The sequence below is a fragment of the Xanthomonas sp. NCPPB 3005 genome (assembly GCF_041228095.2).
Lineage (GTDB): Bacteria > Pseudomonadota > Gammaproteobacteria > Xanthomonadales > Xanthomonadaceae > Xanthomonas_A > Xanthomonas_A bonasiae.
In genome coordinates this window covers 2,833,295-2,856,113 of the sequence record NZ_CP166096.2, presented here as the reverse complement: position 1 = coordinate 2,856,113, position 22,819 = coordinate 2,833,295, and the positions used below count along the sequence as shown (strand labels likewise).

The following is a 22,819-nucleotide window of genomic DNA, read 5'->3' as shown; positions in this document are numbered from 1 at the left end:
ATCAGTCCGTCTTGATGTTCTTGTGGAACACGATCTTGGCCGGATTGCCGAACACCGTGGCACCCTCTGGCACATCCTTCAGTACGACCGCACCGGTGCCGACGACAGCATGCTCACCCACCTTGACGCCGGGCACCAGGGTGGCACGCGGGTGCACGACTGCGAAGTCACCTATCTCCACGCCGCCGCCCATGAAAACCTGTGCGCCCACATGAGCGTAATTACCAATGCGGACGTCGTGTCCAATCACCGACCAGGTGAGCAGGTTGGCAAAATCCCCGATCCACACATCGGGGCCGACGTGGACGTTGTTGCCGAGAAAGCAACCTGTGCCTAGACGCACGCGGCGACTGAGGTGCGACTCGGTGCAGATCGGGGTGAACGCGGCCCCCTTTGCAAGCAGCGGTTGAACGTATTTGTGTCGTTCCAGTGGGTTTCCTTGCGCGCAGACAAAGGCCTCGTTGCCACGCGGCACGTACGTCAAGGGGTCGCCGACGATAGGTACTCCGGTATCGAAGCCATCGAGAATGTGCTCGCGGCTGTCCAGGAACCCGGTGACTTCCCATTCCTTGCGATGCGCGACATCACCTTGCATTTGCTCCAGAACCTCGCGGCCCCAGCCGCCCGCGCCGACGATGAGCACGGAATAGGTCACAGGACAGCCCCGCCGTCCATCACCAAACTGGTCCCGGTTACCCAGCGGCTGGCGTCGGACAATAGATAGATCGCAGCGTTCGCCACGTCCTCTGGCGTGCCTAATCCGAGCGGATGGCGTTTGCGCTGTGCTTCCAGGTGGGTTGCGTCCCAGATGGGCGTCACAACTGCAGACGGAGACAGGCCATTGACCCGGATCTTGCGTTTGGCCTGCTCCATGGACAGGCAGCGGATGATGCCGAGCAGGGCTGACTTCATGGCCGAATATGGGCCTACTCCGGGCGTGCCGATATGGGCCGCAGTGGAAAGCATGAAGACGATGGAACTTTGAGGCGCGAGAGCGTTGGCCTGCAACAGCCGCTGGGTGAGCATGACCGGTGCCAGGAAATTGACCGCATAGACATCGGCCATGAGCTTCTCGGTCAATTGCCGGATGGGGCTCAAGCGCTGCCCGCCAGCGCAGTGTACCAAGCCATCTACGCCGGAAATGGCCTGCACCAGTCGTTCACGGCCTTCCGCTTCGGTCAGGTCGGCCAGCACCTGGAGGTGTCCTTGGCCTTCTAGCAAATTGTAGGTTTCCTGAAGGCGATCTGCGTCCCGCCCGGTGATGACCAGGCACGCCCCGCGCCGCGCGCAGGAAACGGCGATTTGCCTGCCGATGCCTGACGAAGCACCTGTGACCAAAATGGTCTTGCCCGTCAGTGAAAAAGCGCGTTGCGCCGCGTTACTCATGCGTAGATGTCCATCGGTACAGAAAAACCACCATCAAGAATGAAGTGGTTGCGCGTGATCCAGCGGCTGGCATCGGAAAGATAGAACACTGCCGCATAAGCCACGTCTTCTGGCTCGCCCATGCCGAGTGGCGTCAATTCAAACAGGCTGTCCATGTTGCCGCCGCTTCCCTGCAGGCCATCCAGCAAGGGAGTGCGTACGTAACCTGGCGCGATGCAGTTGGCACGCATGCCTTGCTTGGCTACTTCCATGCCCAGCGAGCGCATCATGCCAAGCAGGGCACTTTTGCTGGCAGCGTAGGCACCGCTAGCCAGCGGGCCGATATGCGAGGCAATCGAGGCAATGAATAGCAGGGAGCCGCCCGGCGCGATCTGTTTTTTCGCCAATAGGCCTCGAGTCAGCAGCATGGGCGCGTAGGTGTTGCTCGCAAATGTCTCGTCCAGATGCGCACGCCCAATCATGCGGAAGGGGGTCAGCTTGGACATGCCGGCTGCGTGTGCCAGGCCGTCGATGACGCCGCTTGCACCCACTACGCGGTCAATGCCTTCCTTTTCTGCCAGGTCCGCCACGACTCGCGTGTGGCCTTGACCTTCCAGTTGATCGAATGTGGCTTGCAGCCGCTCGGCGTTGCGCCCGGTGATGACGACGAGCGCTCCCATTTGTGAGCAGGTTATCGCAATTTGTCGACCAATACCCGATGAAGCGCCAGTCACCAGGATACGCTTGCCTTCCAGGGAAAATGGATCGCGCTCGGCGTTCATGCTTCGATCAGCGCCGGAAAGGCCGCGTTCTCGACGTCCACGATGGCCGTGCCCCAGGAAAGGCCAATGCCGAAGCCGGCAAGCAACAGGCGGTGCTTGGCCTTGACTAGCGTATCGCTCAGACGGACGGTCATGGTGACGGGCAGGGAAGCGCCACTGGTATTGCCAAGGTCTCGCAGAGTCGACGGCACTTTCTCTGTCGGCAGCGCTAACTTCTTGCGGATGGTTTCGTTGATCATTTTGTTGGCCTGATGGAAAACGAAGAAATCAACGCTGTCCTTAGAGGCACAGGAATAGTCAAGCAGTCTTTCCACAGCTGGCGGCACACGCTGGGTCGAGAAACTCAATACGGCCGGACCGTCGAGAATCAGTTCACCTGGCCAGTGCAGCACACCGTTCTCGTCACGTGTAGGAGAAATATGCTGGTGTCCGTAAGGCTCACGGTGTCCGCCCACGGGCAACATGATGGCCTGGTAGCCGCTGCCGTCGCTGTTTAAGTCGAAATGCATTGGGGGTGCATTTTTGTCGAACTCCAGCGCCGTGGCGGTGCCCGCATCGGAGAACAATGGATCCATAAGCGTGGCAGAGCGGTCGCCGACCAGCAGAAGCGCTTTTTTGATGGTGCCCGCCGCAATCATGCTGCCCACCAGGTGCAGGCCAAAGGGATAGCCCGAGCAGCCAAGATTGACATCAAAGGCGATAGCGGTCTGCGGCAATTGCAGCCGGTCCTGCATAATGATGGCCGTGGCCGGGATGGGATAGTCGGGTGATTGCGTCACGACAATCAGCGCATCGATTTCTTTCTTGTCCCATTGCAGCTCTTCAAGCAGCTTTTCCGTGGCGATGAGCGCCAGATCGGAAAACGTCTGCCAGCTCGGGCAAATGCGACGAAACTCGATGCCGATGTTGCGCACCAGACGCTCGCGTTCTGAGCGCATCTTCGGCGGGCAATCGGTCAGGTTGGAAATGATCCGCTTGGGCACGCAACTCGCCATGCCCGCAAAGCGGACATTGCTGAGAGTGGACAATCCCATGGCTTTACCCCAGCAGTTTGTAGAGATCGTTGAGTGTGACGCAGTTCTTGAGATCGTCGCCGGTGATGACCTTTCCGTATTCCACGTCGAACATGACGATTACGCCCAACGCTGAGAGCGAATCCCACTCAGGCAAGTCAGCCAGGATGGTGTCCATGGTGACCTCCACCGGATCCTGAAAGTCGGTAGCGGAGAGGAAGTCCTCAATGAATTTCTGTTGACTCATGTTGTTCTATTTCCAGGTTGTGAAGCGTGGAGAAATTGCATTGGAGCCTATCAGCAAGGATGTGCGATCAACTGTGCGATTGCCTCGACGTCTGCGGGCGCCAGACCAGGATAGATCGGCAGGCAGAGGATCTTCTGCGCGATGTCGCGAGCGACCGGTAAATTATCCGGTGCAGCCGAGGCCAGGCTGCGATACATCGGCAGGTCACTGATCAACGGGTAGAAGTAGCGGCGGACCAGCACATCCTGTTCCCGTAGACGCTGGTAGAGCGCGTCACGCAACAGTGGATAGCCCGCATCTACCAGGATCGGGAAGTACGCATAGTTGGTTGCGGTCTTCTGGTCTTGGGGCAGGCAGCGGATGCCGGCGATATCGGCTAGCAGCTGCCGATACTGCTGGTCGATCAGGCGCCGCTGTTCCAGCGCTGCGTCGATATGCTTGAGTTGCAGCAGTCCGAAGGCGGCGCTGACCTCATTCATCTTGCCATTGATCCCCGGGGCGACCACGGTGGTCTCATCGACGATGCCGAAATTCTTCAGGTAGCCGATGCGGCGATAGGTGGTCGAATCCGGGCAGACGATAGCGCCGCCTTCGAAGGTATTGAACACCTTGGTCGCATGAAAGCTTAGAACGCTCAAATCGCCATGGCGCAGGATCGAACCGCCCTCATCGCGAACCCCAAAGGCATGGGCTGCGTCATAGATCACGCGCAGGTTGTAGATATCGGCAATGCGCTGGATGGCCTCGGTATTGCAGGCGTTGCCATAGCAATGCACCGGCATGATCGCCGTGGTTTGGGGAGTAATGGCCGCTTCGATCTTGGTCGGGTCCAGGCTCAGGGTTACCGGATCGATATCGACAAACACCGGGCGGATGCCGCTCCAATGCAGGGAATGGGTGGTGGCAACGAAGGAGTAGGGCGTGGTGATGACTTCGCCGGCGATGCGCAGCGCTTGCAAGGCGGTGATCAGCGCCAGGGTCCCGTTGCTGAGCAGGGCAATGTGGTTAATGCCCAGGTAGTCACATAGAGCACGCTCCAGGGCCGCATGCATGTCGCCGCCATTGGTCAGGATGCGGCTGCTCCAGATCTTCTCCAAGTACGGCACGAACTCGTCCAGGGGAGGCAGCAGCGGACTGGTGACGGGAATGGGCATGGTGGCCTGCGTGGGTACGTGTGGAGAATCCGCGGCGCGGATCGTTGCGACGGGGTTCCTGTTCTGAAAGCAAGCCATATGCCAACAGACGTGTCCACTGCTTCCGCGTTCGCCTGCGAGAAGCGTGCGAGCGCGCGACGATCCCCATCGTTCGCGACACAGCCGCAGCGGGCCGGCCGGACGCACGTCCGGAAAGCATGCGATGCGTAGAGGGGAGGGTACTTCAGTTTCGAACCGCGGTCGTTCCGTAGCGCAGCACGCGCGTGGCGACGCGGATCTGCTCGCGACGCGCGCTCAGCCAGCCAGTTCGGTCTGGTCGCGATCGATGCCGTACTTGCGCAGTTTCTCCACCAGCGTGGTGCGACGCAGGCCCAGCAGCTGGGCCGCATGCGCGACCACGCCCTGGGTGCGCTCCAGCGCTTCGTTGATCAGCGCCAACTCGATGTTGGCCATGTGCCCGCGCAGGTCCAGGCCGCTCTCCGGCAGCGTCGATGCGGTCTGCGCGGCCGCTTCGGACGGATCGGAGAACGCCTTGGGACCGACGTGCAGGTCGACCACGTTGGGCAAGCGGCGCGGATCCGCTGCTGCGATCGGCGCCGGCGGCGCCGACACGTCGATCGAGGAGGCGAAGTCGCCGCGGTAGCGCGCCGGCAGGTCCTGCACCCGCACCAGGCCGCTGGGATGCAGCACCGCCAGGCGCTCGACCAGGTTGGTCAGCTCGCGCACGTTGCCCGGCCAGTCGTAGCCGCGCAGCGCTTGCAAGGCTTCTTCGGAGAAGCGCACTTCGCCGCGCCCGGTGCGCGCCAGCTGCGCGGCGATGGTGTTGACCAGCGCCGGCAGGTCGTCGCTGCGTTCGCGCAGCGCCGGCATCTCGATCGGGAACACGTTGAGCCGGTAGAACAGGTCCTCGCGGAACTGGTTGCCGGCGATGCGCTCTTCCAGGTTGCGGTGGGTGGCGGCGATCACCCGCACGTTGCAGCGGATGGTGACGTTGCCGCCGACCCGCTCGAAACTGCGTTCCTGCAGCACGCGCAGCAGCTTGACCTGCATCGGCAGGCTCATGTCGCCGATCTCGTCGAGCAGCAGGGTGCCGCCCTCGGCCATCTCGAAGCGGCCCTTGCGCGCGGACAGCGCGCCGGTGAAGGAGCCTTTCTCGTGGCCGAACAGTTCGCTTTCCAGCAGATCCGGCGGGATCGCGCCGCAGTTGATCGCCACGAACGGGCCGTCGCGGCGCGGCGACTGCTGGTGGATCGCGCGCGCGACCACTTCCTTGCCGGTCCCGGACTCGCCCAGCACCAGCACGGTGGTGTCGAACGCGGCGACCTGGTCGATCAGCCGCCGCAGCCGCACCACCGCGGCGCTGTTGCCGGTCGGGCCGCTGTCCTGCACCGCGCCGGCCTGGTGCTCGGCGTCCAGGCGCTTGAGGCTGGCGCGGCGCAGCAGGGTTTCCAGCTGCGCGTGGCGCAGCGGCGCTTCCAGCTGCCACACGTTGGCTTCGTGCAGGCCGTGGCGCTGCGCGAACGCCTGCGCCTCACCGTTGAGCAGCAGCACCGGCGGCGGCAGCGGACTGCGCGCGACCCAGCCGAAGAACGCGTCGGCCTGGGCCTGGTCGTCGAGTCCGCCGACCAGGATCGCCATCCACTCGCTCTGCCGGTGGCGGCCGGGATTGACGTCGGCCACGTCGGTCACCCAACGCGGGTTGAGGTCCATGAATTCGAGCAGGCTTACCGTGCGTTCGGCGCGGACCGCGTCGTCATCGATCACCAGGATGCGCGATTCGCTCATGCCGGTACTCCCTCTGTGCGTAAGCCCTCCAGGATCGGCATCACTTCCTGGATGTAGGACAGCTTGCTGACGAAGTTGTCGGCACCGGCGCGCATGGCGTGCTCGCGGTGCTCGGCATCGTCGAAATGGCTGGCGATCACGATGTAGGGCGCCTGGTCCTGGGTCTTGATCAGGCGCGTGGCCTGCAGGCCGCCCATTTCGGGCATGGCCAGATCCATCAGCACCACCTGCGGGCGCAGCGACTCGGAGCGTTCGATCGCCTCCAGGCCGTTGGCGGCGCTGCCGATCACTTCCATCCAGTCGAGCTTGCGGAAGTGGCGCATCGCGGCGTTGATGAAGCCTTCGTGGTCGTCGACCAGAAGCACGGACAATTTGTTCATGTGTAGTGTTTCCTTAGCCCGCGCGGGCCAGCAGCGGTTTGGCGCGACGGCGTTCGCGGGCGGGGGCGATATCCAGTTGTTCACGGTACTTGGCCACGGTGCGCCTGGCCACGTTCACGCCCTGGCGCGACAACAGGCCGGCGATCGCCTCGTCGGCCAGCGGCCGCCCCGACGGCTCGGATTCGATCAGGCGCCGCACCATCGCGCGCACCGCCTGTCCCGAGACCGCGGCGCCTTCCAGGCGCACGGCGAAGAAATGCTTCAGTTCGAAGGTACCACGCGGCGTCTGCAGGTACTTGCCGGTGGTGATGCGCGACACGGTGGACTCGTGCATGCCGATCGCGTCGGCCACTTCCTTCAGGGTCAGCGGCGCCATCGCTTCCTCGCCCTTGACCAGGAACGCGGCCTGGCGTTCGACGATGGCGCGGGTGGTGCGCAGCAGGGTCTCGTAGCGCATCGACAGGCCGCGGGTCAGCCAGCGCGCCTCCTGCAGCATTTCGCGCAACGGCGCCGCCGCCTCGCCGGCCTCGGCCAGGGCGCGCTCGTGCATCGGATTGACGCTGACGCGGTGGGTGGTGGCCGGGTTCAGCGCCACCCGCCAGGTGCCGTCGCTGTGCCAGGCGACCACGTCGGGAATCACGTGGCCCAGGTTCTCCGGCAGCAGGCTGTCGCCGGGGCGTGGCTGCAGCGACAGGATCAGCCGCACCGCCTCGCGCACGTCGTCGGCTTCGGCGTCGAGCAGGCGCGCCAGCAGCGGGTAATCGTGGCTGGCGAGCAGATTCAGGTCGCCGGCGAGGATGCGCGCGGCCAGGTGGCGGCCGGCGACGCGGCCGGGCAGGGCGGCCAGCTGCACGCTCAGGCATTCGCGCAGGTCGCAGGCGGCCAGGCCGGCGGGGTCGCCGTGCAGCAGCCGCTGGCGGATCGCTTCCACCTGCGCGGCGGAGCGGTCGAAGCGCGCACAGGCGAGCAGGGTCAGGGTGTCCAGCGCGCCGTCGAGGTAGCCGGCATCGTCGCTGTGCTCCAGCCAGAACGCGGCCACTTCCAGGTCGCGCTCGTCCAGTTCCAGCGCCAGGCGCTGCAGCACGCGCAGCTGCGGATCGGTGGACTCGCCGGCGGCGATGCGCTGCATGCGGTCGTCTTCGCCCTCGCTCCAGCCGGCGGCGGGAATGTCCCACATCGAGGATTCGGGCAGCTCGTCGAACGCGGCGGTTTCCAGCGTGGTGTCGTGATCGACCACCGGCTCGAGCACGCCTTCCGGCTCTTCCAGTTCCAGCAAGGGATTGGTTTCCAGCGCGCGCCGGATTTCCATTTCCAATTGCATCCCGTCCAGTTGCAGCAGCCGGATCGACTGCAGCAATTGCGGGGTCAGGTGGAGTTGCTGGCCTAGCTGGGCGGAGACGGTCGGCTTCATGCGAACTTCCTCGGTTTGGCGCCAACCCTCTGGCGCCCGTGGAATGCATAGTGCTTGCCACCTGACGGTAACAGAATCAGGGCGTTCCTGAGTGAGGTAGTCAAATTCCCGACAGCATGTGGGGAAAATCCCTACATGACCGTAGGGGGCGCCGGTCGATCGGCGCTGCAGAGCCAACGCTGGCGGGCTTCGACGGTTTCACGGCGGCAGCTGAGCGGTTAAGGCAAGCCGCATGCCAGTGCGTCGCGTCGGGAACCCGTTCCCGGCCGCTCAGGTCAATTCGTTCTGGTGGCGCGCGGCCAGCAGGACCAGATCGTTGGCGCGCCGGCAGCCCAGCGATTCCATCATCCGCGCGCGGTGGGTCTCCACGGTCTTGACGCTGATCCCCAGGTCCGAGGCGATTTCCTTGTTGCTCTGGCCGCGGCCGATCTGGCGCAGGATCTCGCGCTGCCGCGGCGACAGCGCGGCGACGCCGACCGGGCGCTCGCGGCCCAGCATCGGCGCGATCATCTTCGAGGAGATCTGCGGGCTCAGGAACACCTGGTTGAGGCTGGCCGCGCGCAGCGCCAGTTCCAGTTCCAGCGGCGCCGCGTCCTTGACCACGAAGCCGGTGGCGCCGCGGTCCAGTGCGTCGCGCACATGCACCGGATCGTCGTGCATCGACATCATCACCACGCGGGTCTTGGGCGAGGTCTGCAGCACGTCGGTCAGCGCGTCGAGGCCGCTGCGCCCGGGCAGCGACAGGTCCATCAGCACCAGGTCGGGGCGGTGCAGGCTGGCCAGGTCCACCGCTTCCTGTGCGTTGCTGGCCTCGGCGATCACGTCGATGTCCGCGAACGTCTGCAACAGCCGGCTCAGGCCGGCGCGGACCAGGGTGTGATCGTCGACGATGATGACTCGCACAGTGGGAAGATCTCTCTACTCTAGTACCGCACCTTAGCCGAGCGCGCCGTCGCCGCCAACCTCGCGGCGCCGCGGCGGGGCGGCCAGCGGCGATTCAGCGCGCGCGCCGGCTGTCGGCGATCTGCCGCCGGTGCAGGCGGAACAGGTGCCGTTCCAGGGCTTCTTCCAGGCCGGGTGGCTGTGTCTCGAATCGTAGCCAGAGATAGAAACCGCCGCCAGCGGTGGCCTCGGCCAGCACCTGGACCGGCAGTTCGAGGTGGTCGGGCAGCCAGTCCGAGGGCTGCAGGCGCAACAGGCCGGCCGCGCCCGGCAGCGCGCCCGAGCGCGATCCCAATTCCAGTCTCAGGCCTCGGCGCGACCAGCGCACGGGACGCAGCGGCAGGCCTTCCTCGTGCTGCCGGGCCAGGCGGCCGAGCAGCACCAGCATCAGGTCGAGCTTGGCGTCCATGCGCTGCAGTTGCAGCGGCTGGTCGCTGCGCTCCTCGCCGCCGTCCTCGCTGCGCAGGTCCTCGACCTGGGCCAGGCCGCGCAGCAGGGCTTCGCCGGCGCCGAAGCGGCCGATGCCGTTGCCGAGCTTGAAGTCGGCCGGCAATGCCAGTTCGCAGCTGAGAGTGTCGTGGAACAGCTCCGTTTCGGCAGGGTGGTGCACGACGCCGTCGGACGCGCTGTTCATCTCAGCGATCCGGCCTGCGAATAGGCGCGCGCGGCATTGTTGGACAAGCGGTTGGCGCGCAGCCAGTCGCCGGCCTCGTCGCGCGCCTGCAGCATCTGCGCGATCACCGCTTGCTGCAGTTTCAGCAGCGAGCCGATGCCCTCGCGCGAGACGTCGCTGCCGGCCTGCTGCAGGTATTCGCGCAGGTGCTGGTCGTGCTCGGCGACCATGCGCTCGGCCAGCGCGTGGTCGTCGCCGTGCAGCACCTGCTGCAGTTGCTGCAGTTCGGCGTGCAGCGATTCGATGCTGACGGTGATCATAGGGTGGCGACCGCGGCGAGTTCGCGTTGCTGGACGGGAATGGCGTTCCACGCCGCATCGATCTCGCTGAGCAGTTCCAGCGACTCGACCAGCGCGCTGTCGTCGTTGTGCAGGTTGGCTTCGGTGAGCCGGTGCATCACGTAGTCGTACAGCGCCGAGAGGTTGTTGGCGATCTCGCCGCCGGCCTCGTGGTCCAGCGAGCCGTTGAGGTGGCCGACGATGGCGCAGGCTTCGCCGATCGCCTTGCCCTTGCGCGCCTGGTCGCCCTGCGCCAGGCAGGCCTGGGCCTGGCGGATGCGCTGGCACGCGCCGGCGAACAGCAGCGCCACCAGCTTGTGCGGATCGGCATCGGTGATGCTGGTGGACACGCTCATCTTGCGATATTGCTCGGCGTATTGGCGACTGGAACCGTGCATGGAAAACTCCCTCGGGTGGCCTGGTGCCGCGCTGCCGCGCCGGACGGCGAAGGCGCCGCGGCGGCGGTACGTGCTGCCAGTCCGGAATGACTGTCGATGCTAAAGATATCGGCAGCTGCCCGCTCGGACTTGAGCGCTGGCAGCGTCTTTCATTCCGATGCCGTTGCCGCTACGAGGTGAACTGGGAGAGGCTTTGGCTGATCGTCTGCATCTTCGCGACGATGGTGTCCATCGCGGTGAACCTGGCGGTGTAGTTGGTGGTCAGCGTGTCCATCCGCTTGTCCAGGTCGCTGAGCTGGTCGGTCAGGTCGCTGATGTGCTTGTTGAGCGAGGCGGTGCGCTGGGTGATGGTGCCGTTGGTGACGTCGAGGTTGCTGTTCAGCAGCGTGGTCACGCCCGCGGTGAAGCTGCCGTCGGTACCGAACATCGCCTTGGCCGAGGCCGGGTCGCTGGCGATGGCGCTGTCGAACTTGGCGCTGTCGAAGCTCATCACCCCGGCCTTGTCGATGGTCACGCCCATCGCCTTGAGATCGACGACGTTGTCGCTGACCTGCTTGCGCAGCGATTGCTGCAACCCGCGCACCATCGAGTCGCCAGTCAGCGCCGAGGCCTTGTTGTTGGTGGCGTCGTAGGCGCTGGAGGACTTCAGCAAGGTGTTGGCGGTGTTGTAGGCGGTCACGAACGCGGTGAGGTTCGCCTTCAGGCTGCTGCTGTCGTTGGCGATGGTCAGGCTGTACTTGGTGCCTTCCGCGGCCTTGGTCAGGTTCAGGGTGACGCCGGGCACGAGGTCGGCGATCGCATTGCTGCTGGAGGTGCGTTCGAAGCCGTCCACGCGCACCACCGCATCGGCCGCGGCCACGGTCTGGGTCAGGCCGCCGCTGCTGCCGCTGCCGTAGGTCAGCGCGGCGAGTCCGCCGTTGCCGCCGGCGCTGGTGATGGTCAGCGCGCCCTTGGTGCCGGAATCGACCGCGTTGAGCACCAGGTGGTCGCCGTCGTCGGCGCTGACCACGCTGGCGGTCACGCCGCTGCCACCGGCCGCCTTGTTGATCGCGGCGGCGACGTCGCTGAGCTTGCTGTTTTCGGCCACGGTGACGTTCAGCGTCTTGTCGCCATAGCCGATGGTCAAGGTGCCGTCGCCGACCACCGCGTCGTCGGCGTAGGCGGCCGAGGTCAGCTTCTGCCGTTCGGCCAGCTTCACCACTTCCACGCTGTAGTTGCCGGCGGTGGCGCTCTCGGTGACGCTGGCGGTATAGCCGGCGCCGTCGGCGACGGTGGCCTTGACCGCGCTCTTGTCGGCGCTCTTGGCGATCGCGTTCATCGCCGTCTGCAGGTTGGACAGCGCACCCTTGATCGTGCTCAGCGCCGAAAGTTGGGCGCTGGACGCGGTGCCGTCGGCGTTGATCCGGTTTTCCTGCGGAGCGCGCTGGGCGGCGACCAAGGTTTTGACGACTGCGGCGACGTCCATACCGGAGCCGACGGCAGAGAGCGATGAAGTAGCCATGGATGGGCTTCCTTACGGTAGCGGGCGCGGAGGCCAGCGGTAGATAGGGGTATCGGCGGCGCACGGCGGTTCTTGAGGTCGCGCGCGCGTCGGCAATGCCCCGGAGGCGATGCAAATCCTGTGCCTGCGCCCGGCCAGACGCAAAAAAGCCCCTCCTTGCGGAGGGGCTTCGGATGACACTGGTGTCGAGCGGGCTGTTACTGCAGCAGGCTCAGCACGTTCTGCGGGACCGACTTGGCCTGCGCCAGCATCGCGGTACCGGCCTGCTGCAGGATCTGCGTGCGGGTCAGTTCGGCGGTTTCCTTGGCGTAGTCGGTGTCGCGGATGCGGCTACGCGAGGCCGACAGGTTCTCCGAGGTGGAGCTCAGGTTGGCGATGGTGGAGGTGAAGCGGTTCTGCACCGCACCCATGTCGGCGCGCGAGGAGTTGACCGCGGTCAGCGCCTTGTCGACGATTTCCAGGGCCTTCTGCGCACCGGAGAAGGTGGAGATGTCCAGGTCCTTCAGGGTGTTGGTGGTACCGGCGACGGCGGTGGCCGACGCGGCGATGCCTGCGTTGCTGAAGGTGACGCCGGTGGCGCCGGTGGCCGAGCCCGCGGTGAACGAGAAGTCCTTGCCGGCCTTCAGCGATTCCAGCTTCAGCGCGCCGGTGGTGCTGTCGACCGAGGCATACACGCCGGTCTGGTCCAGCTTGTCGTTGATCGCAGCGGCGATCTTCTTGGAGATATCGCTGCCGGTGTCGCCGACGGCGACGGCGACCGAGGCGATGGTGGTGCCGTTGACCGACATGCCGGAGAAGCTGCCGCTGGCGGTCGCGGTGCCGGAGGCCAGGGCGGCCGAACCGGTCTGGGTGGCGGCGAAGCCGGCCTTGCCCAGCGAATCGACGTTGGCGTCGACGATGCTGTTGATGCCGATGGTCTGGCCGGCATCGGCGCCGACCTGGAACAGCGCGCCGGAGAACGAGCCGTCCAGCAGCTTGGTGCCGTTGAAGCTGGTCTGGTTGGCGACGCGGTCGATTTCCGAGGTCAGCTGCTTGACTTCCGAGTTCAGCGCCTCGCGGTCGGTGGCGGAGTTGGTGGCGTTGGCCGACTGCACCGACAGCTCGCGGATACGCTGCAGGTTGTTGCCGATTTCAACCATCGAACCTTCTGCGGTCTGCGCCAGCGAGATGCCGTCGTTGGCGTTGCGCGAGGCGACGTCCAGGCCGCGGATCTGGGTGGTGAAGCGCTCGGAGATCGCCAGACCGGCGGCGTCGTCCTTGGCGCTGTTGATGCGCAGGCCCGAAGACAGACGCTGAATCGTCGTCGCCATGCTCGCGCTGGTGCTGTTGAGATTACGCTGAGCGTTCAGCGACATTACGTTGGTGTTGATTACCTGTGCCATTTTGATATCTCCTCTAAGCGATTTATCCGGCAACCCATCGGTGCCTGGAGCCTCCGCAGGGGGGCCATCAATTGGCCGTTGCCGCTGCTGAGATAAATAACGGCGCGATGTCAACAACCTTTAGCGATTCGCTGCGGAAATTATCGCGATGTGGCGAACCGGGAGCCTGTGGCACGCGCGGCGAAGAGCTTGTTTCGGCCGCGGTTTGGCAAACTTTAGCGGCCTTGGCACGAAATTTGGCGGGATCGGCAGCGATGACGAACTCGGTATAACGGCAAAGGCCCGGCGGCATCGCTGCGCTCCGGGCCTTCGCGTATGGAGTGGAATCGGGATTCAGCGGATCATGTTGAACAGCGACATCGATTGCATCTGGGTGAAGATGGTCTGCGCCGATTTGAGCGCGGCCTGTTCCAGCTGGTACTGGCCGATCGCATCGGCGTAGTCCAGGTCGCGCAGCGAGGACAGAGTGGTCTTCAGCGTCACTTCGTTGGATTCGCGCAACTCGGCGGCGCTGTCGAGCGCGGCCAGCTGCGCGCCGCCGGCGGCGCGCGCATCGATCATCTTCGCCGAGGCCTGGCTGATGTCGCGCATCGACGACTGCAGGGTGTTCTGCAATGCGGCCTTGTCGGTGGCGGTGATCGGGTCGGTGTTCAGCGCATTGACCAGATTGGTGATGGTGGAGAACACGTCCTTGGTGGTGGAGGCGCCGATCTGGAAGCTGTCGCCGACCGCCGGCGCGCCGTCCAGGCGCATCTTCAGGCCACCGAAGCTGAGCGTCTCGCCGGCGGCGTAGGTGCCGGTGGTGACCACGGTGCCGGTACTGTCGCGTACTTCATAGGTGTCGGTGGCGGTGAAGGCGACGCTGTAGCTGCCGCCGTTCCAGCCGCCGGCGCCGGAGTCGCGGCTGTAGTCCAGCAGCAGGCCGGTGCCGGTGTTGGTGCTGGCCGCGTGCGCATCGACGGTGCCGTCGCCGGTGCGGATGCGCATGAAGATCTCGCTGCCGGGCAGGGCGTCGGCGACCTGGGTGTCGGCCGCCACCTCCACGCTGCGCTGGGTCTGGTCGCCGCTGTAGACCACGCTGCCGTTGACCACCGCGAACGGCGCCTTGTCGTCGGCGGCGCCGGCGAACAGGTAGCGGCCGCTGCCGTCGGTGCTGTTGGACAGGCTGAGCAGGCTATCGTGCAGCGATTTGAGTTCGGAGGCGATCGCCTTGCGGTTGTCGGTGGTCAACGCCGAACTGTTCGCTTCCACGGTCAATTCGTTGACCCGGGCCATCAGGTCGCCGGCCTGCGACAGCGCGTTCTCCTGCAGGCCCAGGCGGTTCTGCACGTTGTTGGCGTTCTGGCCGAAACGCTCCAGTTCGGCCACCGCGCGGTCCAGGTTGACCGCGGTGCCGGAGGCGACCGGATCGTCGGCGGCGGTGACCAGGCGCTGGCCGGTCGCCAGCTGCTGTTCCAGATGCGAGATCTTGGCCTGCTTGCCCAGCATGTTGTTGACCGACTGGCTGAACATCATGCCGGTGGAGATACGGTTGCTCATCGGATCGCACCCAGAATGGACTGGAACATCGTGTCGGCGGTGGAGATCAACTGCGAGGCGGCCTGGTAGGCCTGCTGCAGGCGCAACATGTCCGAGGCTTCCTCGTCCAGGTTGACGCCGGAAACCGAGTCGCGCGCGTCCTGCGCGCTGGTGTGGATCACTTCCTGCGCGTCGGCCGCGTAGGTCGCCTGCCGCGCCGCCGAGCCGATCGTGGTGGTGAGTCCGGACACCGCGCCATTGAGGGTGATGGTGCCGCCGTTGAACGCCTTGCTGTCGTCCAGGTTGGACAGGGTCAGCGCGTTGCCGTTGTTGCTGGAGCCGGCGCCGGTGGGTTTGACCGCGAAGGTGTCGCCGGCGACCGGCGCGCCGTCCAGGGTCATGCTCCAGCCGTTGGCGCTGATGGTCTGCCCGGCGGTGTAGGCGAACGGACCGGCGCCGTCGATGGTGTACTGGTTGGCGTCGATGAAGGCGATGCTGGAGGGCGTCAGCAGATTGGCGTTGCTGGCGTCGGTGGCGCGCACGTTGCTGACCTTGCCGGTGCCCAGGTTGTCCAGGTCGGCGCTGCCGGTGACCGGCGTGGCCGCGGCGATGCGCGACGGATCGGTGATCGCCACCGCCAGGCCGGTGACCGCGTTGGCGGTGGGTTGCAGCAGGAACTTGTCGCCGGCGGCGGCGCTGCCGGACACCTGCAGGGTCACCCCGTTGACCACGAACGGATCGGCGCTGCTGCCGGTGCCGGTCATGGCCACGCTGGCGCCGGTGTCGGCGCGGCTGGCGGTCCAGGTGCTGCCGTCGAACTTCAGCAGCAGGTTCTGCCCGTCGAGCTTGCTCAGGTCGCTGACGCTGGCGCTGAAGCTGGCAGTGCCGGTGTTGGCGGCGTTGGCGTTGACGCTGGGCGCGGACAGCGAGAAGAAGTCGCTGCCCAGGTTGCCGTACAGGTCCACGCCGGCCTTGTGCTGCTGGTTGTAGGTGACCGCCAGGCCGGTGGCGATGCGCCCCAGCTCGGCCTTGGTCGGATCCAGCACGCTGCTGCGGAACTCGAGCAGGCCGCCGATCTGCCCGCCCAGCGAGCTGTCGCTCAGGGTGATGGTGGTGCCTTGCGCCTTCAGCGCGACCTGCAGGCGCCCGGGCTGGTAGGGATCGGTGACCGTGGTCAGGGTGGAGGCGGTGGTGCCGACCACCAGCGCCTGGCCGCCGGAGGTATAGACGTTGATCGCACCGCCGTCCTGCTGCACCGCGCTGCCGCCGGTGTAGCCGACCAGCTGGGTGATCAGCGCATCGCGCCGGTCGAGCAGGTCCGGCGCGGCCGAGCTGGCGTCGCCGCCGATCTGGCCGTTGATCTTGGCGATCTCGGTGGCCAGGCGGTTGGCTTCCGTGGTGGCCGAGAGCAGGCCGTTGTTGACCTCGTTGCCGAGCGAATCCATCTGCCCGTTGAGCTGCTTGAAGCGGGTCACCAGCGAGTTGGCGTTGTCCAGCACGTTCTGCCGGCTGGCGGTGGCCGAGGCGTTGGAGGACAGCCCGGTGGTGGCGTCGAAGAAGTTCGACCACTGCCCGGAAATGTTGGTGGCCTTGTCGGAGAACAGCCCGTCGACGCGGTCGGACAGGCTCGACAGCTGTTTCAGCCGCGCCAGTTCGCCGCTGCTGTCCAGCAGCCGCGAGGTCGCCAGCTGGTCGGCGACGCGGGAGATGTCGGTGATCTTGGTGCCGTTGCCGATGTAGTCCGAGCCGTACTGGGTCGGCGTGGTGGTCGCGAACGACACGCGCTGCCGGCTGTAGCCGTCGGTGTTGATGTTGGCGACGTTGTGGCTCACGGTCGCCAGGGCGCGCTGGAAGGCGATGAGGGCGCTGGTGCCGGTGGACAGGACGGACATGGACGGCTACCTCAGCGCAGGACGCTGTTGGACGGATCGGAGGTGCTGGCGAACGCGCGTTCGATGCCGCTGGCGGCGGCGTTGCCGATCGCGGCGACGGCGCGGCCGATGGTCGGGCCGCCGGCGATCGCGGCGATCTTGGCGGCGTAGGACGGATCGGTGGCATAGCCGGCACGCTGCAGGCCCTGGGCGAAGCCGCGGATGTCGGTGCCGGCATTGAGCGCCTGCTGGTAGCGCGGATTGGTCTTCAGCAGGCGCACGTAGTCGGCGAAGCTCTCGGCCGGCGAGGCGTATGCGCGGAAATCGGCGGTCTGCGATTGCTTGACCCCACCGACGTATTCGTGGGTGCCGGTGGTGACGCGCTCGCCGCTCCAGCCGGTGGCCTTGATTCCGAACAGGTTGTTGGAACTGGCGCCGTCGCCGCGGGAAATGCCGCGGCGTCCCCAGCCGGTCTCCAGCGCGGCCTGCGCGACCAGCGCCCGCGCATCCACACCCAGTTCCTTGGCCGCCTTCTGCGCATGGGTCCAGATCTGCGCGACGAAGCCTTCCGGGGTGCGCTCGCCGAGGCTGGCCGCGGCGGCCTTGGCGGCGGCGGTAGCGCTGGCATCGATGCCGATGCTGTCGTCGGCCGCCGTCGTCGCCAGATCCGACCAGCGGTCGTCCGCCCCGGTCCAGGCCAGGCTGGCGCTGCCGTCGGCGGGATTGCTGCCGATCGCTTCGTGCATGGCGCTGGTCTCGCGGCCGGCGATCAGGTCGAGCACGCGCGCGACCTGCTGCTGCGGCGCGTCGGCGGCGTCCAGGCCGCCCCAGGCAGCGGCACCGGCACCGGCGACTGCGCCGGTATCGGCAAGCGCGGAGGCACCGGCGCCGGCGCTGTTGCCGGCGCTGCCGCCGCCCTGGCCGGACACCAGCGAATACGCCTTGGCCGCCTGCGCGGCACCGATCGACGTGTTGGTGGCCGGCGCGTCGGCGCTTTTGCCGCCGCCCAGTTGCTTGGCGATCATCGCCGCCAGGCCCAGCCCCTTGCCCTCGGTCAGCGCCTTGGCCATCTGCTGGTCGTACATGTCGCGGAAGGTCTGGTTCTCGCCCGGGAACAGGGAATCGCCGAAGCTGGCGTCGCGCATGCTCTTGACGAGCAGGTTCGCGAACTGTCCTTCCAACTGGCGCGACACCTTGTCGATCCGGGCAGGATCGTTCTGGGTGGTCGCGTTCAGTTCGATGGGAGAGGCCGAGATGCGCATGTCAGATCACCTCCAGCTCCGCGCTCAGCGCGCCGGCCTGCTTCAGTGCTTCCAGGATCGCGATCAGGTCGCCCGGCGCGGCGCCGACTTCGTTGACCGCGCGCACGATCTGGTCCAGCGAGGTGCCGCCCTCGAACTTGAACATGCGGCTGCCTTCGTTGGTGGCGGTGATGGTCGATTTCGGCGTGGCCACGGTCTGGCCGTTGCTCAGCGCGTTGGGCTGGCTGACCTGGGTGCCTTCGCTGATGGTGACGGTCAGCGAGCCGTGCGAGATCGCCGCCGGGCTGACCCGCACCTGCGCGCCGATGACCACGGTGCCGGTGCGGGCGTTGACCACCACCTTGGCCGGCGCCGCGCCCGGCGACAGTTCCACGTTCTCGATCCGCGCCAGCAGGCCGATGCGCGCGCTCGGGTCGGTGGGCGAGCGCACCGCGACGGTGCCGCCGTCGACCGCGTGGGCACTGCCGGGGCCGAAGGTGTTCTCCAGCGCCGCGACCATCCGCGACACCGTGGTGAAATCGTTCTGGTGCAGGTTCAGGGTGATCTCGCCGCTGCTGCCGAACACGTCCGGCAACGCGCGCTCCACCGTGGCGCCGTTGGGAATGCGGCCGACGCTGGGCACGTTCACCGAGATCCGCGAGCCGTCCTTGCCCTGCGCGCCGAAGCCGCCGACGATCAGGCTGCCCTGGGCGATCGCGTAGACCTGGCCGTCGGCGCCCTTCAGCGGCGCCATCAGCAGCGAGCCGCCGCGCAGCGACACCGCGTTGCCGATCGAGGACACGGTGATGTCGATCGGCTGGCCGGGCTTGGCGAACGGCGGCAGTTCGGCGTGGATCGCCACCGCGGCCACGTTCTTCAGCTGCGGATTGACGTTCGACGGAACGTTGACGCCCAACTCGCCGAGCATGTTCTTCAGGCTCTGCACGGTAAAGGGCGCCTGGCTGGTGCGGTCGCCGCTGCCGTCCAGGCCGACCACCAGGCCGTAGCCGACCAGCGCGTTGCCGCGCACGCCGCCGACCTGGGCCAGGTCCTTGATGCGTTCGGCGGCGGCCGGGGCGGCCAGGCCGGCGCACAGCGCGAACGCGGCGAGCAGGCGGCAGGACAGGGACAGAAGGTTCATGGCAGGCCTCAGTACGGCGAGATGCGCGAGTTGAAGAAGCGGCTCAGCCAGCCCATCGCGTTGGATTGGGCGACGGCGCCGCGGCCGCCGTAGGCGATGCGCGCGTCGGCGACCTTGCTGGACGGAATGGTGTTGTCCGCACCGATGTCGGCGGCGCGGACGATGCCTTGCACCTGCACCAGTTCGTCGCCCTGGTTCAGGCGCAGGTTCTTCTGCCCCTGGATCACCAGGTTGCCGTTGGGCAGGCGCTGCACCACGGTCACGGTGATGCTGCCCTGCATGGTGTTGCTCTGTGCGGTGTTGCCCTTGCCGGCGAAGCTGCGGTCGCCGCTGGTGCTGTTTTCGAGCACGTTGATGCCGTTGACCGTCAGCGGCGCGCCGAGCAGGGTCGGCGTGGCCATCGTCACCGCGTCCTTCTTGGTGATGCTGGTGTTGGCGGTGGAGCTGGCGTTGGTGCTTTCGACCAGGGTGATGGTCAGCAGGTCGCCGACGTCGCGCGCGCGCCGGTCCGAATACAGCGACAGGCTCGGGCCGGCGGCGTAGATCGCGCCGGCGCTGGGCTGCGCGGGCTGCGCCACCACCGGCACGATCGGCGCCATCGGCGCATACGGGCGCACGTCGCCGGCGGCGATGCCCAGCCCGGCGCAGCCGCCGAGCAGCGCGGGCAGGACCAGCGCAGCGATGAGAGAGAAGGAGGACGGACGCGACATGGCGGTTTCCAGAAGAAGTGTCGGGATCAGACGTTGTTGTTCAGATAGCCGAGCATCGAATCGGTGGTGGAGATCGCCTTGGCGTTCATCTCGTAGGCGCGCTGGGTCTCGATCATGCTGACCAGCTCCTCGACCACGTTGACGTTGCTGCCTTCCAGCGAGGCCTGCACGGTGGTGCCCAGGCCGTTGAGGCCTGGCGTGCCGTTCTGCGCCGGACCGGAGGCGGCGGTTTCCGCGTACAGGTTCTCGCCCTTGGCCTGCAGGCCCGAGGGGTTGATGAAGTCGCTCAGCGTCAACGAACCGATCTCCAGCGCCGCGGCGGTGCCGGCGACCTGCACGCTGACCGTGCCGTCGGTGCCGATGGTCAGCGACTGCGCGCCTTCCGGGACCTGGATGCCGGGCTGGATCGCGTAGCCGCTGTTGGTGACCAGCTCGCCCTGCGAGTTGATCTGGAAGCTGCCGTCGCGGGTGTAGGCCGAGGTGCCGTCGGGCATCTGCACTTCGAAGAAGCCGCGGCCGTTGACCATCACGTCCAGCGCGCGCCCGGTCTGCTGCGGATTGCCCTGCTCGAAATCCTTCGAGGTGGACACCACGCGCACGCCGGTGCCCAGCTGCAGGCCCGAGGGCAACTGCGTCTGCGCCGAGGTCGCGCCACCAGGTTGACGCACCTGTTGGTACAGCAGGTCCTCGAAGCTGGCGCGATCGCGCTTGAAGCCGGTGGTGTTGGTGTTGGCCAGGTTGTTGGACACGACCGACATGCGCGTCTGCTGCGCATCCAGTCCGGTCTTGGCGACCCACAAAGCCTGATTCATGACCCGATTCCTCTGATGGTGGCCCCGAGATCCGCGAGGGGCAGGGGGACTGATGCATGTGCCGTGCCACAAATGCGCCGGCTTTTCGTCGGCGGCGGCGCGGCGCCCGCGGCGGGCTTAGCCGTTCAGGCGCAGCATGGTGTTGGCCGACTGCGCGTTCTCGTCGCCGTGCTTGATCACCTTCACCTGCATCTCGAACTGGCGCTGCAGCTGGATCATCTGCACCAGCGCGCCGGCGGCATCGACGTTGCTGCCTTCCAGCGCACCGGTGTGCACGGCGGTGCCGGTGGCCAGGGCGAAGGCCTGGGTCGGATCGTCGCTGATGTTGCGCATCAGCCCGTCGGGGCGGCGTTCCAGGCGTTCGGCCGGCGCCTGCACCACCTTCATCTTGCCGACCACGGTCATCGCCTGCGGGCCTTCGCCCAGCGGCACGATCGACACCGAGCCGTCGCCGCCGATCTCCAGCGACTGGTGCGGCGGGATCGCCATCGGATTGCCCTGGTCGTCGAGCACCGCGCGGCCGCTGGAGGTGACCAGCTGGCCGTTCGGGGTCAACGCCAGTTCGCCGCCGCGCGTGTACGCCTCCTTGCCGTCGCTGGCCTGGACCGCCAGCCAGTTGTCGGCGCTGAGCGAGACGTCCAGCGCATTGCCGGTCACCTGCTGCGCGCCGACATCGCGATTGAAGCCCTGGTCGATGTGCAGCGCATCGATCCGCGACGGATAGCCGGCGCCCTTGATGCGGTACGCCTCGGTATTGGCCAACGCCGCCTTGAAGCCGGCGGTATCGACGTTGGCCAGATTGTGCGACACCGTGCCCTGCGCCTGTAGCGAAGCGCGGGCGCCGGTCATGGCGACGTAGAGTGCTTTGTCCATGGACGGGAACCGGGAATGGAGAATCGGGAATGGAGGAAAGCGGAAGTTCGGCGACGGGAACCGCGTTTACGATTCCCGATTCCCCGTTCCCGATTCCCGGCGGTCATCAACGGATATTGATGATGGTCTGCGTGACCTGATCCTGGGTCGAGATCATCTGCGAGTTGGCCTGGAAGTTGCGTTGCGCGACGATCATGTTGACCAGCTGTTCGGTGAGGTCGACGGTGGAGGCTTCGAGCGCGCCGGACTGGACGCTGCCGAAGTCCGAGGTGCCCGGCGCACCGGTGCGCGCGTTGCCCGAGGCCGAGCTCTCCGCCCATACGTTGTCGCCGAGCGAGCTCAGTCCCTGTGGATTGACGAAGTTGGTCATCGCCACCTGGCCCAGCGCCTTGTCGGCGTTGTTGGAGTAGCGCGCGTAGACCACGCCGCTGGCGTCGATGCTGATCGAGTTGAGCTTGCCGCTGGCGTAGCCGTCCTGGCGCGCGTCGCGCAAGGCGAACGCCTCGCCGTACTGGGTCGAGCCGCTGATGTCCAGGGTCAGGTTGAGGGTGCCGGCGCCGGTGCTGGGGGTGAAGGTGCTCAGCGCGATCCTGCCGTCGGCGGGCGTGGTGAGCTTGCCGTTGCCGTCGAACTGGATCGTGCTCGGCGTGCCGACCGCGGTGCCGTCGACATAGTTGTGCACCTGCCATTCGTTGGCGTTGGCGGTCTTGACGAAATACGAGGTCTGGGTGTGGCTGACGCCCAGCGAATCGTAGACGGTGATGCCGCCGGTGGAATGGTTGTAGCTGTTGGCGTCGGCCGGATCGAAGGTGGTCACCGTCGGCACGCTGGCGTTGCCGGGCAGGGTGAACATCAGGTTCACCGTTTCGCTCTTCTTGGGCGAACTGTCGGTGGTCAGCAGCTGCAGGTCGCTCAGCGTGCCGACCGCGAAGCCGTTGCCGTTGGCCGCCGGCGGGAACACCTGCAGCCTGGCGCCCTGCGGGTTGACCACGTAGCCGTTTTCGTCGGTCTGGAAGTTGCCGGCGCGCGAATAGACCTTGGCGCCGTTGTTGGTCAGGGTGAAGAAGCCGTCGCCGGAGATCGCCAGGTCCAGGTTGCGTCCGGTCGGGTCGACGTTGCCCTGCGAGAACTGCTGGGCGACGTTGCTGACCCGCACGCCGGCGCCGATCGCGTTGCGCGCCAGGCCGTAGCCGGTGGCGGAGAACAGGTCGGCGAACTCGGCGCGCGACTCCTTGAAGCCGGTGGTGTTGACGTTGGCGATGTTGTTGGCGGTGACGTTGAGGTCGGAGTTGGCCGCTTTGATACCGGACAGCGAAGTATTGAAACCCATGATGGACTCCTG

At 66.3% G+C, this 22,819-nt stretch carries 24 protein-coding genes; all 24 read right to left on the bottom strand.

Features of this window, described 5'->3' with window-relative positions; translation table 11 throughout:
- Position 1 precedes the first annotated feature (1 nt).
- Positions 2–655 (bottom strand): NeuD/PglB/VioB family sugar acetyltransferase, encoded by a 654-nt coding sequence (locus AB8810_RS12410; RefSeq protein ID WP_369913793.1) that lies wholly within the window; start codon positions 653–655, stop codon positions 2–4.
- Entirely contained in the window at positions 652–1,386 is a 735-nt protein-coding gene (locus AB8810_RS12405) for an SDR family NAD(P)-dependent oxidoreductase (protein ID WP_369913792.1), read from the bottom strand. The genes AB8810_RS12410 and AB8810_RS12405 overlap by 4 nt, the downstream gene beginning before the upstream one ends.
- On the bottom strand, positions 1,383–2,147 hold the full coding sequence (locus AB8810_RS12400; RefSeq protein ID WP_369913791.1) for an SDR family NAD(P)-dependent oxidoreductase: 765 nt from the start codon (positions 2,145–2,147) through the stop codon (positions 1,383–1,385). Before AB8810_RS12400 ends, AB8810_RS12405 begins: the two co-directional genes overlap by 4 nt.
- Complete coding sequence (locus AB8810_RS12395; protein ID WP_369916598.1) at positions 2,144–3,181, bottom strand: ketoacyl-ACP synthase III; 1,038 nt, start codon at positions 3,179–3,181, stop codon at positions 2,144–2,146. Before AB8810_RS12395 ends, AB8810_RS12400 begins: the two co-directional genes overlap by 4 nt.
- A gap of 4 nt (positions 3,182–3,185) precedes the next feature.
- Complete coding sequence (locus tag AB8810_RS12390; protein WP_184409854.1) at positions 3,186–3,407, bottom strand: acyl carrier protein; 222 nt, start codon at positions 3,405–3,407, stop codon at positions 3,186–3,188.
- A 50-nt stretch (positions 3,408–3,457) separates the two neighbouring features.
- Complete coding sequence (locus tag AB8810_RS12385; protein WP_369916597.1) at positions 3,458–4,561, bottom strand: DegT/DnrJ/EryC1/StrS family aminotransferase; 1,104 nt, start codon at positions 4,559–4,561, stop codon at positions 3,458–3,460.
- A 294-nt stretch (positions 4,562–4,855) separates the two neighbouring features.
- On the bottom strand, positions 4,856–6,346 hold the full coding sequence (locus AB8810_RS12380) for a sigma-54 dependent transcriptional regulator (RefSeq protein ID WP_191824242.1): 1,491 nt from the start codon (positions 6,344–6,346) through the stop codon (positions 4,856–4,858).
- Positions 6,343–6,726 carry a response regulator transcription factor gene (locus AB8810_RS12375; RefSeq protein ID WP_010341669.1) on the bottom strand — a complete coding sequence of 128 codons (384 nt, stop codon included), beginning with the start codon at positions 6,724–6,726 and terminating at the stop codon, positions 6,343–6,345. Before AB8810_RS12375 ends, AB8810_RS12380 begins: the two co-directional genes overlap by 4 nt.
- 13 nt (positions 6,727–6,739) lie before the next feature.
- The gene (gene rpoN, locus AB8810_RS12370; protein ID WP_179564537.1) at positions 6,740–8,137 is read right to left on the bottom strand and encodes an RNA polymerase factor sigma-54; all 1,398 of its coding nucleotides are present in this window, start codon (positions 8,135–8,137) and stop codon (positions 6,740–6,742) included.
- A gap of 270 nt (positions 8,138–8,407) precedes the next feature.
- Positions 8,408–9,040: a response regulator gene (locus tag AB8810_RS12365; RefSeq protein ID WP_179564539.1), complete on the bottom strand. Its 633-nt coding sequence runs from the start codon at positions 9,038–9,040 to the stop codon at positions 8,408–8,410.
- Between the two features lie 94 nt (positions 9,041–9,134).
- Positions 9,135–9,713, bottom strand: a complete 579-nt coding sequence (locus AB8810_RS12360; protein WP_179564541.1) for a PilZ domain-containing protein — start codon at positions 9,711–9,713, stop codon at positions 9,135–9,137.
- The gene (locus tag AB8810_RS12355) at positions 9,710–10,012 is read right to left on the bottom strand and encodes a hypothetical protein (RefSeq protein WP_206258088.1); all 303 of its coding nucleotides are present in this window, start codon (positions 10,010–10,012) and stop codon (positions 9,710–9,712) included. Before AB8810_RS12355 ends, AB8810_RS12360 begins: the two co-directional genes overlap by 4 nt.
- Positions 10,009–10,428, bottom strand: a complete 420-nt coding sequence (gene fliS, locus AB8810_RS12350) for a flagellar export chaperone FliS (protein WP_179564545.1) — start codon at positions 10,426–10,428, stop codon at positions 10,009–10,011. The genes AB8810_RS12355 and fliS overlap by 4 nt, the downstream gene beginning before the upstream one ends.
- Positions 10,429–10,597: 169 nt before the next feature.
- On the bottom strand, positions 10,598–11,929 hold the full coding sequence (gene fliD / locus AB8810_RS12345) for a flagellar filament capping protein FliD (RefSeq protein WP_369916596.1): 1,332 nt from the start codon (positions 11,927–11,929) through the stop codon (positions 10,598–10,600).
- Between the two features lie 197 nt (positions 11,930–12,126).
- Positions 12,127–13,311 carry a flagellin gene (locus AB8810_RS12340; RefSeq protein ID WP_179564549.1) on the bottom strand — a complete coding sequence of 395 codons (1,185 nt, stop codon included), beginning with the start codon at positions 13,309–13,311 and terminating at the stop codon, positions 12,127–12,129.
- 67 nt (positions 13,312–13,378) lie between these two features.
- Positions 13,379–13,603, bottom strand: coding sequence for a hypothetical protein (locus tag AB8810_RS12335; protein ID WP_191824239.1), 225 nt, complete (start codon positions 13,601–13,603; stop codon positions 13,379–13,381).
- A 41-nt stretch (positions 13,604–13,644) separates the two neighbouring features.
- Positions 13,645–14,850, bottom strand: a complete 1,206-nt coding sequence (gene flgL / locus AB8810_RS12330) for a flagellar hook-associated protein FlgL (RefSeq protein WP_191824238.1) — start codon at positions 14,848–14,850, stop codon at positions 13,645–13,647.
- Positions 14,847–16,721 (bottom strand): flagellar hook-associated protein FlgK, encoded by a 1,875-nt coding sequence (gene flgK, locus AB8810_RS12325; protein WP_191824237.1) that lies wholly within the window; start codon positions 16,719–16,721, stop codon positions 14,847–14,849. Before flgK ends, flgL begins: the two co-directional genes overlap by 4 nt.
- 11 nt (positions 16,722–16,732) lie before the next feature.
- Positions 16,733–17,962, bottom strand: coding sequence for a flagellar assembly peptidoglycan hydrolase FlgJ (gene flgJ, locus AB8810_RS12320; RefSeq protein WP_191824236.1), 1,230 nt, complete (start codon positions 17,960–17,962; stop codon positions 16,733–16,735).
- A gap of 1 nt (position 17,963) precedes the next feature.
- Entirely contained in the window at positions 17,964–19,082 is a 1,119-nt protein-coding gene (locus tag AB8810_RS12315; protein ID WP_179564558.1) for a flagellar basal body P-ring protein FlgI, read from the bottom strand.
- 8 nt (positions 19,083–19,090) lie between these two features.
- A complete protein-coding gene (gene flgH / locus AB8810_RS12310) occupies positions 19,091–19,792 on the bottom strand; it encodes a flagellar basal body L-ring protein FlgH (RefSeq protein ID WP_179564560.1) in 702 nt (233 codons plus the stop codon).
- A gap of 26 nt (positions 19,793–19,818) precedes the next feature.
- Entirely contained in the window at positions 19,819–20,604 is a 786-nt protein-coding gene (flgG, locus tag AB8810_RS12305; RefSeq protein WP_179564562.1) for a flagellar basal-body rod protein FlgG, read from the bottom strand.
- 117 nt (positions 20,605–20,721) lie between these two features.
- Positions 20,722–21,477 carry a flagellar basal body rod protein FlgF gene (locus tag AB8810_RS12300; protein ID WP_179564564.1) on the bottom strand — a complete coding sequence of 252 codons (756 nt, stop codon included), beginning with the start codon at positions 21,475–21,477 and terminating at the stop codon, positions 20,722–20,724.
- 106 nt (positions 21,478–21,583) lie between these two features.
- A complete protein-coding gene (gene flgE, locus AB8810_RS12295) occupies positions 21,584–22,807 on the bottom strand; it encodes a flagellar hook protein FlgE (protein ID WP_369916595.1) in 1,224 nt (407 codons plus the stop codon).
- Positions 22,808–22,819: the final 12 nt, after the last annotated feature.